General features: G+C 33.2%; 16 protein-coding genes. 7 read left to right on the top strand and 9 right to left on the bottom strand.

The genetic code is table 11. The features are described from left to right. Positions 1 to 53 precede the first annotated feature (53 nt). The 3 genes from J7574_RS07600 to J7574_RS07590 all read right to left on the bottom strand — a co-directional run bounded on the left by J7574_RS07600 (position 54) and on the right by J7574_RS07590 (position 2,666). Positions 54 to 722, bottom strand: coding sequence for a response regulator (locus J7574_RS07600; RefSeq protein WP_290966533.1), 669 nt, complete (start codon positions 720 to 722; stop codon positions 54 to 56). Between the two features lie 6 nt (positions 723 to 728). Then, entirely contained in the window at positions 729 to 2,183 is a 1,455-nt protein-coding gene (locus J7574_RS07595; protein WP_367272552.1) for an ATP-binding protein, read from the bottom strand. A gap of 294 nt (positions 2,184 to 2,477) precedes the next feature. Next, entirely contained in the window at positions 2,478 to 2,666 is a 189-nt protein-coding gene (locus tag J7574_RS07590) for a hypothetical protein (protein ID WP_290966527.1), read from the bottom strand. Positions 2,667 to 3,022: 356 nt separating this feature from the next. Here J7574_RS07590 and J7574_RS07585 point away from each other — a divergent pair, with 356 nt between their 5' ends. Further along, positions 3,023 to 4,027 carry a hypothetical protein gene (locus J7574_RS07585; RefSeq protein WP_290966525.1) on the top strand — a complete coding sequence of 335 codons (1,005 nt, stop codon included), beginning with the start codon at positions 3,023 to 3,025 and terminating at the stop codon, positions 4,025 to 4,027. A gap of 114 nt (positions 4,028 to 4,141) precedes the next feature. Continuing rightward, positions 4,142 to 4,558: a lipocalin family protein gene (locus tag J7574_RS07580; RefSeq protein ID WP_290966523.1), complete on the top strand. Its 417-nt coding sequence runs from the start codon at positions 4,142 to 4,144 to the stop codon at positions 4,556 to 4,558. Between the two features lie 114 nt (positions 4,559 to 4,672). Here J7574_RS07580 and J7574_RS07575 read toward each other — a convergent pair whose 3' ends face one another. Then, complete coding sequence (locus J7574_RS07575; protein ID WP_290966520.1) at positions 4,673 to 8,692, bottom strand: PAS domain S-box protein; 4,020 nt, start codon at positions 8,690 to 8,692, stop codon at positions 4,673 to 4,675. A gap of 12 nt (positions 8,693 to 8,704) precedes the next feature. Further along, positions 8,705 to 9,151, bottom strand: a complete 447-nt coding sequence (locus tag J7574_RS07570) for a response regulator (protein WP_290966518.1) — start codon at positions 9,149 to 9,151, stop codon at positions 8,705 to 8,707. A gap of 502 nt (positions 9,152 to 9,653) precedes the next feature. On the opposite strand from J7574_RS07570, the gene J7574_RS07565 reads away from it, so the two are divergent. Continuing rightward, the gene (locus tag J7574_RS07565; RefSeq protein ID WP_290966516.1) at positions 9,654 to 11,099 is read left to right on the top strand and encodes a glycosyltransferase family 2 protein; all 1,446 of its coding nucleotides are present in this window, start codon (positions 9,654 to 9,656) and stop codon (positions 11,097 to 11,099) included. A gap of 299 nt (positions 11,100 to 11,398) precedes the next feature. On the opposite strand, the gene J7574_RS07560 is transcribed toward J7574_RS07565, so the two are convergent. Next, positions 11,399 to 12,103, bottom strand: coding sequence for an AAA family ATPase (locus J7574_RS07560; RefSeq protein ID WP_290967153.1), 705 nt, complete (start codon positions 12,101 to 12,103; stop codon positions 11,399 to 11,401). A 30-nt stretch (positions 12,104 to 12,133) separates the two neighbouring features. Beyond that, a complete protein-coding gene (locus J7574_RS07555) occupies positions 12,134 to 12,865 on the bottom strand; it encodes a YggS family pyridoxal phosphate-dependent enzyme (protein WP_290966513.1) in 732 nt (243 codons plus the stop codon). Between the two features lie 191 nt (positions 12,866 to 13,056). Here J7574_RS07555 and J7574_RS07550 point away from each other — a divergent pair, with 191 nt between their 5' ends. Then, a complete protein-coding gene (locus J7574_RS07550; RefSeq protein ID WP_290966512.1) occupies positions 13,057 to 13,320 on the top strand; it encodes a DUF2024 family protein in 264 nt (87 codons plus the stop codon). A gap of 123 nt (positions 13,321 to 13,443) precedes the next feature. Here J7574_RS07550 and J7574_RS07545 read toward each other — a convergent pair whose 3' ends face one another. Next, entirely contained in the window at positions 13,444 to 14,853 is a 1,410-nt protein-coding gene (locus tag J7574_RS07545) for a PLP-dependent aminotransferase family protein (RefSeq protein WP_290966509.1), read from the bottom strand. A 154-nt stretch (positions 14,854 to 15,007) separates the two neighbouring features. Here J7574_RS07545 and J7574_RS07540 point away from each other — a divergent pair, with 154 nt between their 5' ends. Beyond that, positions 15,008 to 15,583 (top strand): Crp/Fnr family transcriptional regulator, encoded by a 576-nt coding sequence (locus J7574_RS07540; RefSeq protein ID WP_290966507.1) that lies wholly within the window; start codon positions 15,008 to 15,010, stop codon positions 15,581 to 15,583. 49 nt (positions 15,584 to 15,632) lie between these two features. Here the strand turns inward: J7574_RS07540 and J7574_RS07535 are convergent, their stop codons facing one another. After that, positions 15,633 to 16,034 carry a DUF4345 domain-containing protein gene (locus tag J7574_RS07535; RefSeq protein WP_290966506.1) on the bottom strand — a complete coding sequence of 134 codons (402 nt, stop codon included), beginning with the start codon at positions 16,032 to 16,034 and terminating at the stop codon, positions 15,633 to 15,635. A 448-nt stretch (positions 16,035 to 16,482) separates the two neighbouring features. On the opposite strand from J7574_RS07535, the gene J7574_RS07530 reads away from it, so the two are divergent. Continuing rightward, positions 16,483 to 17,076, top strand: a complete 594-nt coding sequence (locus J7574_RS07530) for an RNA polymerase sigma factor (RefSeq protein ID WP_290966503.1) — start codon at positions 16,483 to 16,485, stop codon at positions 17,074 to 17,076. Positions 17,077 to 17,234: 158 nt separating this feature from the next. After that, complete coding sequence (locus J7574_RS07525) at positions 17,235 to 18,383, top strand: FecR domain-containing protein (RefSeq protein ID WP_290966502.1); 1,149 nt, start codon at positions 17,235 to 17,237, stop codon at positions 18,381 to 18,383. Positions 18,384 to 18,472 lie beyond the last annotated feature (89 nt).

The raw sequence follows: 18,472 nt of genomic DNA, 5'->3' as shown, positions 1-18,472 counted from the left end.
TTTGGAAATAAAAAAAGCTCCCGAGGGAGCTTTGAAAATGGAGCGAGAAGAATTTAAATTATTCCCATATCTTTTGTAATCGAAACCAAATGAATGGTATTATTAGCTTTGAAAAAATCTTTTAATTTTGCTAACCTTTTTTCCATGGCACTTTTGCTATTGGGTTTGGTATTGCTGCTTTTAAAAATTTCTATAATTTCATCTTGTGAAGTTCCAGCAGACAAATACTTCAAGATTTTAATATCTACATCGTCTATTTCGTAGTTGCCTTTTTCCTGTAATGCAGAAGCAACTTCGGCAGAAATAAATTTTTGGTCAGAAGTCGAAATTATGGAAAGAGCTTTCTTTAGATCTTCAATACTATTTCGGCCTTTTAGCACAAAAGCATCAATTTCAGAATCCTCAAAAAGTGATTTTATACGAACATTTTTGTCTTCAATAGAGTAGGCGATGATCTTAATATCGGGCTGCAGTTCGCGAACTTTTTGAATCAGTTCGTCTCCACTGCCAATTTTTACTTCGCGATGGTCTTTTTTAAACGAAAGATCACTAATCAATAAATCATATGGTTCATTATCCTGAATAGCTTTTCTTATTTTTAGAAAAGCGTCATCACAATACTTTGCATGCTGAAAATCGACAATGTTGAGGTCGCTCAAAGTTTGTTTTACGGCTAGATTGAATTCTTCAAAATCCTCAGCAATAATTACTTTTTTAAACATAGGCTTTTATTTAGGCATTGTTATTTTTACTTTAAAACCTTTATCGGGTTCAGTGTCAAAAGTAATAGTTCCTTTATTAGACAAAATACGGTTTTCCATATTTTGCAAGCCATTTTTTATAATTTTTGATTTTTCGCAGCCTTTTCCGTTGTCACTATAATTAATAATCAGTGAATTTGAGTCTGTATTAAATTTTATAGATACCACAGGAGCTTGACTATGTTTTTTCATATTGACCATTAACTCGTGCAAAACTCTCTGAATGGTAATCTTTTTTAAATCTTCGATAGAATCCCAATTTATTTTTTCAACACCATTTATAATAACGTTAGTTTGACTGCTATTATAAGTAGAAAGCATTTCTTTTAAATTATTGGCATAATTTGGGCCAGTGTCGATATCATTATTTTCTCGAGAAATTCCGCGAACGCGTGAGTAAATGTCATCGAGTTTCTGCAATAAGTTTTCTTTATTGCTTTCGTTTGTTAAGGGCTGCGTTTGCGTATAAGTAATGGCATGAAATACATCATTTGCTAATCCGTCATGAATGTCTTTGGCAATTCTAGTTTCGGTGTCGTATGCTGTTTTGATCTCTACCAGACGAGTTTTATGTTTATATCTATTTCTTAAATAAACACCCAAAAGGACAACAGCAATTAAAGTAGAAAACAAAATTATTTTATCTTTTTCTGCTTCTTTAATCGCTACCAGATTTTCAGCTTTCTCCAATCGCAATTTCTGATTTTCGTCTTTTTCTTTTTTAGAATCGTATTTAATTTTAGCGAACTTGTTTTTAAAATTGTTTCTAATTTTGATGATGCTGTCATTTAAAGTAATATATTTTTCACCATATTGTACATCAGATCCATTAGAAATAAGAAACGATAATGCTCTCAAGCGTTCATCAATGCTATTAAAATTAGTAGCAATTTCATAAGCCTTTTTTGCATATTCATTTGATTTTTTTATGTCTATTTTTGAATAATATTCAGCTAAATGAAGATAGCTTTCAATGCTTCCGTATACGTCTTCACTTTTTACTCTTAGTTCTAAGCTTTCATTCATTAATTGAAGCCCTTTTTCATTTAAACCTTTTTTAAAATAAGCAAATCCAAGATTATCGATTACTCTTGCTTTACTTTTTTCATAATTGTCAAATGCTTTTGTTTCTAAAATCCCTTCTAGAATTTTAATTGCTTTGTCATAATTCTTTTTTTTAATATAAATGACAGCAATATTATTGAGTGGAGATTGTTTAGCAGCCTGATCATTTGCATCTTTTATAGCTTCATTATAATAAAAAATGGCATCATCATAAATAGAAAGTTCTTTATCTGCGATTCCGAAAAAATTATTTATTGCGGCTCTATAATTATTATCAATTTTTGCATAAGGCAATGCTTCTGTTAATGTTTCTTTGCTCCCATAATAATCGCCATTTATTTGTTGGATATTGGCCATTCGAATTAAATTGTAAACAATATTTGAACTGTCTCTAGAAAATTCAAAGGCAATTTTTGATTTATTAAAAAGATAAAAAGCATTGTTATAATTGCTTTTCACGAATTGTTCTGTAGCTTTTTCTTGTATAAGTTTTGCTTCTTTGTTTGTTTTTTCGGGTTTTATTAATACACTACTTTTCTCTTCACAGTTAATGAAAAGAAGAAAAATAAAGAAACAAAAAAACGGGGATCGTAACATAAATAGTACTTTCCCCGAATTTAGCAATTTATTGAGAACAATAAATTTTATTTGTTACTTTTTTGGCGGATTGATATTAATAGGATCATCACCAGGCCCATTGGGATCATCTGCTTGCCCTTCTGACGGCATTTCTTTTTTTATTTCAGTTTTTTGTTCTGCAGATTCTAATTCATCAGCAGAGCAAGAGAATAATGTAGTTGACAATAGCGCGCACGCTCCCCATAAATATAATGTTTTCATTTTTTTAAATTTTAAAAGTTGGACATGGGTATTGCCGACTGGATTTCTTTTCCAGGTTGGTTAATAAATGGCAATACCAAATTTTGTTGGGAAGTGAAGTGTGTAGAACAGTAAGATTTTCATCTATACTTCCCGGAATAAAATCCGTCTTACGGTTTTCCACACTTGGTACATGAACTAGTTTTGTACATTTGCTTTTGACCTGCAGATCAAAGCGATAACAAATTTTGTTGATGCAAAGTAACAACCGTTTTGAGCCTGTATTGATACGGATTTCCGGGATTTCCTGATTCTCCGATGATGTCCGATAAAAACTTGAAAAAACCTATAATAAATCCTGAAAATCCTAATAGCTTATGAAAAAAATTACTCAAGATGATATTCAAAGCCACTATAAAGAAGCGATTCGAGAGAAATATAGAGTTGAAAAAAATGAAGGAAAATATTCTAATTACCTAAGCAATCCTTCGCAAGCAGTTTTAAGAGATTTATGCTGGGAAATTTTCAACTCAGAACCTAAAGTCGATGATATTGCGATATATCGAAACTTTTTTAAGGCTGACTTTATTCCGAAAGAAGTAGATACTTCGCAACAATACACAGATAAGTTTAAAAAGGTAGGCGCTTTTTTTAAAGCGGAAAGAGAAACAGCTAAGATAAGTACGGTTGAATTAGCAGCAATTTTGGTAGATTTTCAACCTAGACCTTTTAATAAGTTTAGAAAAGAAATTGATCCAGAGAATCGGAAATTGATAGAAGAGTTAAGAAATCCTGATTTTACTAAAAATGATTTTTTTTCTGATGGTTTGATTAATGAGGTTGAAAACGAAAATTTTCCCGATTTAAAAAATGAAGAATCAGAGAAAGATAAAAATGAAGAAGTAAAACAAGATGTAGCTGAAGAAGTACAAGAAGATGAAGATAAGGAGTCGGAAACAACGACAGAAGTGATGCATACTTTTGTTGCTACAGGACAACCACCAAAATTTCAAATAAAAAGGTATTTAGTAGCTGCAACTTTTCTAGCTGGATTAGCAATATTCATTTATTTAAGCATGTCAAAAAAAGATTGTATGCAATGGTCAGGCGATCATTATGAAAGGGTAAGTTGCGATTTGGATGTAAATGGTTTAGGAAGTTTTAATGTTGTAGAGCCTTTTGACAAAACTGTTTTTGACTTGAAAAAAATTAAGGTATGCGACACAACCCCATTCTTTGATAAAAATGGAAAAGCCATTGTCTGGTACGGCAAAACAGCAAATGGAATAGATTTTTTTAACGGACATGGAAGACATCCTGAGAATAATGGTTCTTTAAAACCCGTAACAAGGTATATTTTGAATAAATATGTGAAAAAATAGAAATTTGCTTTAAAATGAGATTTATGTAATATATTCTTAAAATCATGAAATTTTTTGTAAGTATATACATTTAATTTAGCATTGTTGAATTAAATTAATAAAAAACAAACAAACATGAAAAATAGAAGTATATTATTCGTATTAGCCTTAAGCGCGGGAATGTTCGTAACCTCTTGTAGTAACGACGATAATGAAGGAGAAACAATAGTTCCAATTCAAGGGAAGTATAATCTAAGCCAAACTGGAACAATTGTTAATGGTCAAGAAGTATTAATTGATGCACCAGAGAATGCAGCAGGATGTAATAGAGATTATTTAGATTTAAGATTAAGCAATGCAGCAGTTATTGGTGATTATAGCGGTTCTAATTGTGCCTTAACAGAAACTACTGGAACTTATGTAAGATCTCATAACGATTTGACAATCACAGTTGGAAATGTAAGTACAACTAGTGATATCATGAACCTTACCAACAAAGAACTTAAAATTAAAGACAAAACAACTGGTGTAATTACTGTTTACACTAGATAAGATTTTTTTTTTGAGATAATTTCAATTCGTTTTGAAATGAAAAACGGAAACTTCAATTGAGAAGTTTCCGTTTTTTTATGAATTTGGGATTCGGAATTTGGAATTTGAAAATTCTTATTTTACAGGAATATAAATGTCAAAAGAAGCGCCTTTATTCTGAACGCCAGAAGCGGTAATGATTCCGTTATGGTTTTCTACAATCTTTTTCACAATTGCGAGTCCGATTCCGGTGCCATTATAGCGGTCTCTTCCGTGCAGACGCTGAAAAACTTCGAATATTTTTTTATTGTACTGAGCTTCAAAACCAATTCCGTTATCAGATACCTTAATGTGGCAATATGTTTTAGCAGGAATTAGTTTTTCTTCCGTAAAATCTTTTCCTAATGCTATTTTGCTTTCAATTTTAATTACAATCGGAATTTCTGGATTGGAGAATTTTAAAGAATTGCTAATCAAGTTATACAGCAGCTGTTTAAATTGAAACGGAATTATATCAACTTGAGAAGTTTGCCCTACTTCGATTACAGCGCTTTTTTGCTCTAATTCTTCAGTTAAATCTTCTTTTACTTCTTTGATAATCTGACAAAGATCTGTTTTTATGAAAATGCGTTCTTGACTATTGGTTCTAGAATAAGCCAACAAATCATTAATTAATGTTTGCATTCGCTGAGCGGCATTTTGCATTCGTTTAAATTTATCTTTTCCGTTGTCTGATAAATTTTCAGATTCTTTCTCGATAATCTGAGAAGCAAAAGTTTGTATTTTTCGAAGCGGTTCCTGCAAATCATGACTTGAGATATAAGCAAACGACTGAAGTTCTTTGTTCATTTCTTCCAGTTCATTGTTTTTCTGCTCTAGTTCTAGTGCATTCATTTTTAATTTATCGTCAGCTTTTTTCCTTTCGGTTAAGTCATGTGTCACTTTAGAAAAACCAATAACATCGCCTTTTTTGTTATGAACAGCGGTAATAACAACGCTTGCCCAGAAAAGACTTCCGTCTTTACGGGTACGCCATCCTTCGTGAACAACTTTTCCTTTTTCTTTGGCTAGCATTAAAAGTTTTTCAGGCAATTTAGCTTCTTGATCTTCTTTGGTATAAAAAACACCAAAATATTTACCAATAATTTCATCTGCTTTATAGCCTTTAATCTTTTCAGCTCCAACATTCCAATTCTCGACAATTCCATCTGAATTTAAATATAAAATGGAATATTCTTGAACTTCTTCGACCATCAAATGATAACGTTCTTCACTTTTGCGAAGCGATTCGTTAATCTGGATTAGTTCTCTGGTACGTGCTGTAACTTGCTGTTCTAGTTCGTGAGTAAAGGCTTTTTCGGTATGGATATCGGTAAAGGCGCCAACCCATTTTATAATTTTATTATTGCGTCCAAAAACAGGTTCGCCAATTACGGTATGCCATCTGTATGAGCCGTCTTTTCTGCGCATTCGCACATCACAGCGGTACACTTCGCCCGTTGCAAGCGCGTGTTGCCAGATTCGGATATTTTCTTCAAAATCATCTGGATGAATCATATTTTGCCATGAACCTTCAATGCCTGGTTCAACTCCAGTGTATTCGAGCCATTTTCCTGAAGTAAAAAGGGCATTTCCTTCGGCATCGGTTTCCCAAATTAACTGCGGAATACTTTCTGTAAGAGAGCGGAATCTTTTCTCGCTTTCTTCGATTTTTTTTCTGGCTTCTACCTTTTCTGTTACATCAATAAGCGTCATTCTAATTCCAGAAATAGAATTATCACTTTCGCGAAGCGGTGCAAATTCAAAATCTACATAAAATTGATTGCCTAATTTTTCATTATCAATAAAAAGTAACGACTCAGATTCGGCATATACATTTCCTGATTCGTAAACTTGTCTTAGTAATTTGGCATATTTCTGTTTGTTTAGTTCTGGAAATAAGTCTAATATTTTTTTTCCTTGAACTTCGATTTCTTCTTTTTTCCAGATATTGTTCAAAAGCACAAAATTGGCCATTTCGATCACAAAATCCTCTCCGCGTAAAATAGCCTTCGGTACTGGCGACTGCATAATAAGGTTTCGCAGTTTCTTTTCGCTTTCTTCTATTTTCTGCTGGTATTCTTTTTCGTCGGTTATGTCACGAATCGTTCCTATTAATTTTTCAGGTTCATGATTTTCATTGTAGAAAACTTTTCCTTTTCCTTCAATCCAGTGTATCGATTGGTCTTTCCAGATTACTCGAACTTCATAATTTAAAAAACCGGTATTTAAGGCTTCTTTAAAACCTTTATTTCGAATAGGCAAATCATCCGGATGAAGATGTGCTAATAATTCTTCGTGAGTTAACGTGACTTCTTCGGTGTAACCGCCAATAATTTCAAGATATCTTTGAGAATAAGTCGGGATTCTAGTTGCAACATTCAATTCCCAAGTTCCCAATTCGCTGGCTTCCACAACAATTTTTAAACGATCTTCGTTAAGTTCGATTTTTTTTCTAGCTTCCACTTTTTCAGTTACTTCGGTAACCGTTACCAAAATCCCTGAAATGGTTCCATTTTCTTCTTTAAGCGGATGATAGAGAAAATCAAAATAAAAGGTGCCCATTTTTCCATATCGGTTTAAAGGAACAGGAACTTCAAATCCATGAAACGGAATTCCAGTATTAAAAACACTATCTAACAAAGCGCTCACGGTTTCTTTTACTTCTGGGAGAGAATCGTACAATGGCCTTCCAACAAAAGTTTCTTCTTCTCGAGCTACAAGTTTTAGATAAGCTTCGTTGGCCATTTCTACCATATATTCTGGCCCACGAAGAATCGTGATGCCAACGGGAGCCTGTCTTACCGTATCACGGAAACGTTTGTCACTTTCTTCTATTCTTTGTTTGGCTAAAAATAAATCGGTAATATCTACAGCTGTATTCATTACAGCATAAATTTTACCATTTAGATCATACAAAGGCGTAAAACTGTAATTGAAGTAAGAGGTTTTTATAACATTGTCTACAACAAGATCGATTCGCGTATTATTGGAATGGAAAGATTGTCCTGTTTCATAAACGGTTTTAACTTGTTTAAAAATTGGCCCGTCTTGTAATTCTGGAAGTATTTCGGTGTATGTTTTTCCAATTACATCTGGTCCCTTTCCCCAAACTTTTATTATAGATTCGTTGGCCAGTTCAATACGCATTTCTTTTCCAACATAAACCGCAATAGGAAAAGGTGCATTCTCGACCAACTGCCTAATTTTTTGTTCGCTTTCTTCTACTTTTGATCGAGCCAAAACCTGAGCAGTAACTTCTGTTGCAATTGCAGCAACGCCAGAAATAGTGCCGTCTTTTTCGCGTAAAGCTTCGTAAACAAAATTGATATAGGTATTTTCAGTTTGTCCGTTTCGATTTAATTGGACAAAAAGTTCATCTGTAGTAATTTTTTTCCCGTCCTTAAAAACACTATTTAGAATCTCATCAAAACCTTGTTTTTTTAATCCTGGAAGGACTTTAAAAATAGGTTTGTTGATAATATTTTCTGCTTTTGAGCCCCAAAGTTGCAACATTTGTTCGTTGGCAATTTCAACCACATGATTTTCGCCTCTAAAAATGCACATTGCCACAGGAGCTTGCATAATGTTGTTGACAAATCGCGCATTACTTTCCTGCAAGGCATCGGCAACAATTTTCTTTTCGGTAGTTTCTATAACAGTTACCAAAATTCCGCCAATAGATCCGTCTTCTACTTTTATCGGACTATATGAAAAATCAAAAAAACAATCTTCTGTGTAGCCATTTCTATGCAGCGAAACTTTAAAATCAGGAAAGCTTACTGCATGCCCTTTCATGACATCGGAAAACATAGGTCCTATTTTGTCCCAAATTTCATTAAATGTTTCCCGAGAACTTGCGCCTAAAGCATGTGGATGTTTAGAAGTGCCAAGTATAGGGCGAAAAGCATCATTGTACAACTGCGTATAATTTTCTCCCCAAGCAATGTACATTCCAAACGGATTGCCTAGCATCATTGCCGTCATTGTTTTTAAGCTTTGCGGCCAATTTTCTGGATCGCCCAAAGGGGTTTTGCGCCAATCTGCAGAACGAATTAAATCTCCCATTTCTCCTTCTTGGGAAAGAAAATAATGTTCCTTTTGTTTGCGGTTCATTTCCAAAGAAGATTAAGGTTGCAGAATGAAATTGGCTCTTTCGGGCTGTTCGAAATTATTTTGTGGTGCAATGGTTAGCGCTTTTTCTATTACACTTTTGAGTTTAGAAAAATCACCAGGTTTTCTAATATAAAAAGAAGCTCCTTTTTGATATAATTTGTCTACAATTTCGCCATCTAGCGAAGTAGAAAAAATAATAATAGGCAGGTTTTTTAAATTTTCGTTGCCTTTTATTTCAGCCAGACATTCCAAGCCATTTTTTAATGGCATATTTAAATCTAAAAAAAGGATATCTGGAAGATTGGAGTCATTTGTTTTTAAATAATTCATGAGCTGCACACCATCATGTACAAATGATAGAGTAGTGCTGATTACTATTTCATCGAGAGCTTCTTTAAAGAAAAGGCAGTCATCTTCGTCGTCATCAGCCAATAAAAGATAATAATGCTCTTTAGTCATTTTTTAGTCTCCTTAAATTTAGGGGTTAAATTTTTATTTCGATAAATTTAACTTTTTTCAGTAAGACTTCTAGTTTTTTTGTAAAGAATGTTTTTTTTTTAAATCAAAAAACAATTAGTTCTGATGGCTTTTCTTTTGTCATGCAATTTTATTTTAATAATTGCGTTTTACTATTTCTTATTGCTTTTGTTTTAAAAAAAGCTTTTTTGAGATTCAGATTTCTCTTTCAAATAGAAGATAAAAACGCTTGAAACCCTTTTAGAATCTCACTTCTTTCATTCAAAAAATCATCATTTTATTGTATACCGTATCCAAAAAGTGTAAAATAATTACACACTCTTTTTGGCTTCCTTTTTTCTAAACACCTCTACACCAGTCTAGAATCGTATTGGCATGCCGCTTGTAAATTGTGTTTATGTCAAAATCTTTGATGTGTCAGTTTTTGAAAAGGAAAAAGATTTTGCTAAAAGCCAAATTAAGGAAATTAAAAAGGAGTATAAGCATGGAAAGCGAAACAATTATCTCAGAACAATTTTATGCGAACAGCAGTTCAGCAATCAGCGAAAAAACATTAAACGGTTCTTTTTTTAGAACCAACGAAAAATCACAAAAAATACATGTAGAAAGACCAACAAGTCCTTTCGGATTAACGATTCTTATTGCAACGTTCTTATTACTAATTGCAGGTGTCTATATGGTATTTTTACTGCAAGACGATTTCGAACAATTTCATTTTGAAAGAATTGCTTCGACTTGGGGATTGCCATTTTTAGTAATTACAACACTTTTATTTTTCTATCAGACAGGAGTTTTCTTGTACAGTTCTTATTTGTATTTAAGATATAAAGCAATTCCTTCAGTATCAGACGAATTATTGCCAACTTGTACGATTATCGTTCCGGCATATAATGAAGGAAAACTAGTTTGGGACACTTTATTGAGTCTTGCAGAAAGCGATTATCCAGCAGAAAAATTGCAGCTTCTGGCTATAGACGATGGAAGTAAAGATGATACTTGGTACTGGATGCAGGAAGCAAAAGCAAAATTAGGAGATCGAGTTACGATTTTCCAACAGCCTAAAAACCAAGGAAAACGTCAGGCTTTATATAGAGGCTTTAAATTAGGAACCGGAGAAATCTTTGTAACTGTAGACAGTGATTCTATTGTAAAAAAAGATACTTTAAGAAACTTGGTTAGTCCATTTGTAATAAACAAAAAATGCGGTGCAGTTGCAGGAAATGTTCAGGTTTTGAACAATAAAAAGGCAATTTTACCAAAAATGCTAAATGTAAGTTTTGTAATGAGTTTCGAATTCCAGCGTTCTGCAGAAAGTCAGTTAGGATCTGTTTTATGTACGCCAGGTGCTTTGGCAGCATACAGAAGAGATGCTGTTTTCAACTGTCTTCCAGAATGGATCAACCAGACTTTTATGGGGCAACCATCAGATATTGGAGAAGATCGTGCTCTTACCAATATGATTTTGAAACAAGGTTTTGAAGTGAAATTTCAAAGAAATGCAGTTGTATTAACTAATGTTCCAGAAGAATACAAAGGATTGTACAAAATGTTCATTAGATGGGCGAGAAGTAACGTTCGTGAAAATCTTATGATGGCAAAATTTGTTTTCAAAGATTTTAGAAAAGATTCAAAATTTGGACCTAGAATGCTGTTTTTAAATCAGTTTTTTAAAATTGCAATGACATATCCGTTCTTATTGTTTATGTTCTATTTCATTGCAATTCACCCAATATTATTCTTGAGCTCAACATTGGTAGCCATTTTAATGTTCTCTACGTTCTCAATGGTATTTTATGCAAAAAGATATACGCTTTCAGAATCATTCTGGGCTTATTCTTACAGTGTTTTCTATACTTTCAGTTTATTCTGGATTGCGCCTTATGCCATTGCAACAGCCAACAAAAAAGGCTGGCTGACAAGAGGACTATAAATTTAGTACACTATTCATTCTATTATATAAAACTCCGCCAAATGAAAACCCGCTGTAGTGTCAGCGGGTTTTTTATTTTTTGTTCCGTCCTAAAAAACGTTGATTGAAATTGGTGCGTTATTCAAGTGTCCCTACAGGACACAATGTGAAACAATACAATTTTTTCTACCGACGAGATATTCCTAACGGAATATTTTTAATGAACATTTATTATATATGGAATCGAAGACGGCAATGATCCGACTGTTCATTGTAGAATATCAACGAGATATTCCTAACGGAATATTTTTTGGGAATAATTATTTAGAATCCAAAGCAGCGATAATCTGCCTTTTCATTGTCGTATTAGTATAATCTAAAGCTTCAGCATAAGAAATAGAATATTTTCTTTTTATGTTTTGAAAATGTTTTGGAAACGTGCTTACAATTTTATCGTAATAAATATCGAGCTGTTTTTCTGTAGGCATTTCATATTTCAAACGAAGTTGAAATCTTCGCAATAAAGCACTATCTATTATTTCATAATGATTGGTTGCGCAAATCAATAAACTATCAGAAGGGAAATAATCAAAAAGTTGAATAATGGTGTTCACCAAACGTCTCATTTCGCCCACATCTTTATCTTCGCTATCACGGCTTTTTCCAATCTGGTCAAATTCGTCTAAAAATAAAACGGCTCTTTCGCGAATCGCTTTATCAAAAATGGCTTTTAAGTTTTTGGAAGTTTCACCAATTCGAGAATCGACAACAGTGCTGAGGTTGACAATGATAATCTTTTTGTCTAATGCATTGGCAATTGCTTTTGCTGTTGTGGTTTTACCGCAGCCAGAGCTTCCGTGCAATAAAATCTTGTTGTCTACTTTAAGATTATATTGCTTTAATTCTTCGATATATTGATGTTCTTTGATAATCTGAAGCAAAGCGGCTTTATTTTCATCACTAAAAAATAAATCGTCTAAAGCAATTTTTTCAGTATCAATTACGGTAAGATCATTCAGGTTCATCAGCTGTTGTATTTGCGGCAAAATTAAGTTTTATTCTGCAATGTTTTCGTTCCAGATTTCTTTCCCTAAAAAACGGTTTCCAAAGATTGAAGTTCCAATTCGAACCATATTCGAACCTTCCGCAATAGCAAGTTCCAAATCTTGAGACATTCCCATAGAAAGTTTTAAATCTTGTAAGCCTTCAATTCCTTCCGAGTAAATCTCCTCTCGAATTGTTCTCAAAAGTCTTAGTGACGGAAGCATTTTTTCTTTTTCAACATCAAGCAAACCAATAGTCATTAAACCTTTAATATTTAAGGTGTCGTACGCTTTTATTTTTTTGATAAAGGATAAAACGTCTTCAGGCGCCAATCCGAATTTGCTTCCTTCGTAGGAAGTATTGACTTGAACAAAAACATCCAATTTCCTGTTTTGGTTTTGGAGCTGTTTGTGCAATTCATCAGCTAGATTTATTCTATCCAAAGATTGAATGCATGTCACATATTTCAAGACATCTTTTATTTTATTGGTTTGAAGATGCCCGATAAAATGACGCTCAGCAGGAAGATTTTTCAAAACATCATTTTTATCTCGCAATTCCTGCATTTTGTTTTCTCCCATTAAAGTCTCGCCGGCTTCTATTGCAATGCGGATCTTTTCAGCTGGAACAGTTTTAGTCGCCAATAAAAGCTGAACTTCTTTAGGATTTCTTCCAGCAATTCTGCAAGCATTTTCGATGCGCTGATGCACTTGAATTAAATTAAAAATAATATCGTTTTTCATACCGCAAAATTAAATTGAAATCACAAAAATGTACTGGACCAGTACTTCTCAAAAAATGAAAAAACTGGATGACTCGCCACTTACAAAACGAACATAAATTTGTAGAGTAAAATGAAGTTTCTGAGTGAGCTATTTAGCAAATTGAAAACCTTAGAATCTCAGCATCTTAGAAACTTAGAACCTTTAAAAAAATGAAAATAGCAGTTTGGGATACCTACGTAACCCGTAAAGATGGAAAAATTATGCACTTTGATATTTTGGTTGACGAAAATGTTAACGATGCAGAGCAAGTATATAAATACGGAAAAATATACTTGAAAAGTGTAGATCAGGAAGGACAAGCATTATCTTCTAAAGAATGCCGTTTCTGTCACATTGATAAAGCACCGATTGACGTAGAAAATCAAGTTCGGGAAAATGGTTTTTCTATTATTGAAATGGAGAACTGTAATTAAATTGATTGAACGCGGATGAAACAGATTCGCTATCGCGAAAACGCTGATTGACGCAGATTTTAAAAAATCAGTTTTTTTCTGCGTCTTTGCGAAAGCAAATCCGTAAAATCCGCGTTCACATATTTACAGCAATTTAGAAAGCGCCTTTATGCCTTTTTCCATTTGTTTTTCAGAAAGGGAAGCATAACCCAAACGAAAACCTCTTATCGTTTCATCAAAACTAAATCGATCTGGACTCATAATTTGAATGCCTTGAGATTTTAGTTTTTTGAAAACTTCCAAAAAATTACTATCTGCTTTGGGAACAATCCAAAAAGCAAGTCCGCCTTCAGGCTTTGTAAAAGTGACTTTGTCTTGAAGATATTCATTTAAAACATTTTCGAAAAAATCTCTTTTGCTTTTATAAACCGAATTGGCTTTTTTAAGATGGCGTTTTATTTTGCCTTCATTGATGAGGCTTAAAATGGCTTCTTCCATAATATTATCGCCCTGAACATCGATAATTTTTCTATGATTTCCGATTTTCTGAATGTTTTCCTGCGAACTGGCTAAATAGCCAATACGAAGAGCTGGAGCAACAACTTTGCTGAAAGTGCCAATATAAATATAGTTTTTAAGACCTGAATAACTCGAAATTGGAAGGATAGGCCGTTGTCCAAAATGAAATTCATTATCGTAATCGTCTTCAATAATTGTAAAATTATATTGGTTAGAAAGTTCAATTAATTTTAATCTCTTTTTTAAAGATAAAGTTACCGTGGTTGGAAACTGATGATGTGGCGTAACATAAATGGCTTTTATGGTTTTATGTTGCAAGTATTCTTCAACTTGATCGATATTCAATCCGTCCGAATCTACGCTTACAGGAAGTAGAGTTGCGCCTGCATTTTCAAAAGCTTCCCAAGCAGGTTTGTAGCCAGGATTTTCGACCAAAACAAAATCGCTCTGTTTTAAAATGCAATGTGAGGCAAGATACATTGCCATTTGACTTCCGCGTGTAATGCAGATTTGATCGTGCGAAATGCTCATGCCACGTTTAAAATTCAGCATTTGGGCAATTGATTTTCTAAATTCATGATTTCCTAATTCGCTGCTATACCCCATAATCTGCCAGCGCGATTTTCGACTAAATAATTCGCGATAAGCTTTAGCCAGATCATTCATTGGAGCAAGACGGCTATCGGGAAGTCCGTCATCAAAAACTAAAAAACTTTTAGGCTCTTCAATCTCAATTTTTTGATCGTCTATATTTTCTAAGGAATCGTTTATTTTAGGAATCGAATCGGTTATAAAAGTTCCTTTTCTGTCAATTGTTACTAGCCAGCCTTCTGCAATTAAAACGTCTAGAGCTTCTACAACGGTATTTCGGTTTACTTTTAGCAATTCTGCCAATTGCCTGCTTCCAGGCAAAGCATTTCCGCTGACTAGTTTTCCTGTTCTAATAGCGTTTATTACAGCATCGGCAATTTGAAGATAAATGGCCTTATCTGATTTTTTATCTAGCTGCATTTCTAATGGCCAAGGTCGAAGCATCTGGACTATTTTTGTTTGGTAAATAAATATATTTTGCTAGTCCAAAAATACAATAATTATAAATGAAAATAGGCTTAGAATAAAAAACAAACTCAGATTCAATACTTTAAAAAGCTTTTGTTATTTTTAAAAATGAAAATTTAAAACCATAACAATGAACGATCTCCTTCGGAAATTTTTAGAACAATTCAATAGGTTTAAGCCTTCAGATATTGATTTAATTATTGAAAACACAACAATCGAGTTTTTTAAAAAAGGCTATTTTGTAGTTGCAGAAGGACAGATTAGCGATAAATGTTATTTGGTTTTAAAAGGCTGTTTAAGACAATTCAAAATGATTGATGGTGTCGAAAAAACTTCGGGCTTTTTTATAGAAGAAATGCCTTTAGTGATTTATTCCAGCTATTTAGACGGAAAACCTTCTGAATTTAACATCCAATGTCTTGAAGATACTATTTTGGTAAGTGGCACTCGAGAAAAAGAATTAGAAATGCAGTTAAAAAGCCCAATATTGGAGCATATAACTTCGTTGATCATGATTTTAGATTACAGAAAAGCAGAACGGTATATAGCTTTATTAAACAATTACAATCCCGAAGAACGTTATCTGAAATTCATGAAATCGAATCCTAATTTTTTAAATCGAATACCGCTCGTTCATATTGCCAGTTACTTAAGTGTTACGCCCGAATCATTGAGCAGAATTAGAAAAAGGATAGTTCAGAAATGAGTTTGTTTTTCTGCTAAGCTTAATTAGACGCAGCTATCGCAAATCTGTTTTATCCGCGTTTACTTTTATATTTAAAATAAAATCCAGTGCAAATAATTCCGATCGCAATTTCTGAAATCGCCGCATTTAGAATTGTTGCACTCGGAATTCCATCAACAATTATGGCATATAAGCGAGAAAATCCGTAAGCGAAATACAGTAAAATTGCCGTTTGCAGAGAAATTTTTGTAAATGAAGATTTGAATGCTCCCACAACAATTACAATTCCAAACGCAATCAGTGTTCCGCCTGAAGAACGGATTTCGCTTAACAGACTAAAATCATTTTTATTAAGATGAATACCTGCCGAAGCTTCAAAAGTAATCGGAAAAAATAAAAGCGCAATCCCAATCGAAAAACCAATAAGTCCGACAATAAAAAGTAAAATTTTAAGGTAGATTGATGATTTCATAAAATGTATTTTGAGTTTTAGGTTAATAATTCTCAAATGTAATGGCTATGAAAAAGTTAAGACCTTGACTTAAGACAAGAAAAGAAGGAGAGCAATTTTTTTATTTAAGAAATTTTGAGTTAAAAAAAGAAAGTCTGAAAAAATCAATTTTATATTTAAAGAAATTGGCTACGTCATTTTTTTGAAATTTAATAAAAATACAATTTTAACTTAATGGGAATTTGTTTTTGAGTTTTTGAAAAATTCATTTTATTTCAATTGCGAATTTTACTAATGTTTAAAAAAGAGGCAGAAATTAGCTTTGAAATTAGAATTTATTTAAAGCAAAAAGCCTGTTAAAATTACGATTTACTCTAGATGTAAGTGGCTGTTGCTAAGAACAAATTAGGATAATTAACGGAATTTACTAAGTTTGTTGCGAATTATTCAATTCTATAAACAACCACAATTGCTAAATTCCACCTTAAATCAGGATCAAGTTTTAATTGACCGTCTTCGTGACGGCGATGAATTGGCATTGACAGAATTGTACAATAAATTTTGGCAGGCTCTTTTTATGTCTGCCTACAATGTGATTAAAGACAAAGAATTGTGCGAAGATATTATTCAGGATATTTTCATGAACATTTGGCACAATAGAGAAAAAATCGAAATTCATATTTCGCTAAAAGGTTATATGTATGCTTGCGCGAGATATCAGGTTTTTAATCATTTGAGAAAAAACAAAGACAAAGTTCATGTTGAACTTTTTGATGATTTAGAAAAACGTTTCTTATCTACAACTCCAGAAACGCAGCTCATGCATGATGAATTAGTGCAACAGCTGAATGTAATAATCGAATCGCTTCCAGAAAAATGTCAGGCTGTTTATAAACTAAGCCGAGAAGAACAGCTAAGTCATAAAGAAATTGCCGAACGACTTAATATTTCTACAAAAACAGTCGAAAATCATATTACCAAAGCGCTGCATACGATACGATCTTCTATGGGAGAAAGCATGAGTATGGCGATGATTTTATGGCTCACAAAAAATATCTTTTAGCAAAAAAATAAAATGCAGTGGTTGGGTTGATGGTGTGTGAGTTTTCTTCTTTTTTTATTGCTTTTCAAAAAAAAATCAAAAAAAATACAATTCCGACTAGGGGGTATATCCCTTTTTGGGTACTTATCTCATATACTCCCGAAATAATACAATAAAAAATGAAAAAAGAGGATTTCTTACTGTTACTAAATAGATATCTTTCCGGTGATACGAATCTCGAGGAGAATAATAAATTATTGAATTATTACGAAAGTTTTCAAACAGATAAAGATTGGGATGAAGCTTTAGGTTCTAAAGAAGAATTGGAATTTAGAATGAGAACTCGTCTTCAAAATGCCATTTACTCTGAAGAAACTCGAGTACTTCCAATTCAGCCATTTTATACCAAAACAGCTTTCAAACTTACAGCAATGGCGGCATCGCTTTTATTGTTGATTTCGATTTCACTAATAGTGAGTAAAACAAATCCGCTTAAGATTGAAACGCCGCAGGTGGCACATAAAGAAATTTTGATAGGAAGCGACAAAGCCACTTTGACTTTAGAAGACGGCTCTGTCATTGCGTTAGAAAAAGGAAAATCGTTTAGCGAAGGAAATGCATCTAGTAACGGAGAAAAATTAGTTTACAATTCTAACGGAAAAGCGGTCACGATTGCCAATAATCTTTTAACCATTCCGAGAGGAGGACAATTTTTTGTTCAGTTGGCAGACAGCACAAAAGTTTGGCTAAACTCAGAATCACAATTAAAATATCCAGTTGCTTTTGTTGACGGAGAAACCAGACAAGTAGAATTGGTTTATGGAGAAGCTTATTTTGAAGTGTCGCCAAGCACTAAACATAAAGGTTCGAGATTTAAAGTAAAAACCCAAGAACAGAATGTTGAGGTTATAGGAACCGAATTTAATGTTAAAGCTTACAGAGATGAGTCAGCAATTTATACCACTTTGGTTAAAGGTGTTGTCGCGGTTAGCAATACTGCAAAAAAGCAAATCTTAACTCCAAACCAGCAATCTAAAATAACCGAGTATAACGGAAGCATTAATGTTTCTGAAGTAGATGTCTACAATGAAATTTCTTGGCGAAAAGGATTATTTGTTTTTAAAGGAATGCCTCTAAAAGATATTGCAAGAGTATTATCAAGATGGTACGATGTTGATATCGTATTTGCAGATCCAGCGCTTGGCAATGTCAAATTTAATGGGGTTTTAAATAAAAATCAGAAACTCGAAGATATATTAACCACGATCAAGAATATCAATTTTATTCATGCCTATGAGAAAAAAGACAATAAGATTATAATCAAATAAAAAAGAAAAGGGATTAAAGTTTAGACCTCTCACCGTACTGCGCTTTATCCCTTTCTGTGTATTAATCCATTAATCAGTTTTAACAACCA

The organism is Flavobacterium sp., from assembly GCF_017744675.1.
Taxonomy (GTDB): Bacteria; Bacteroidota; Bacteroidia; order Flavobacteriales; family Flavobacteriaceae; genus Flavobacterium.
Note: the sequence above shows the minus strand (reverse complement) of the source record. Positions and strands in the feature narration are given on the sequence as shown.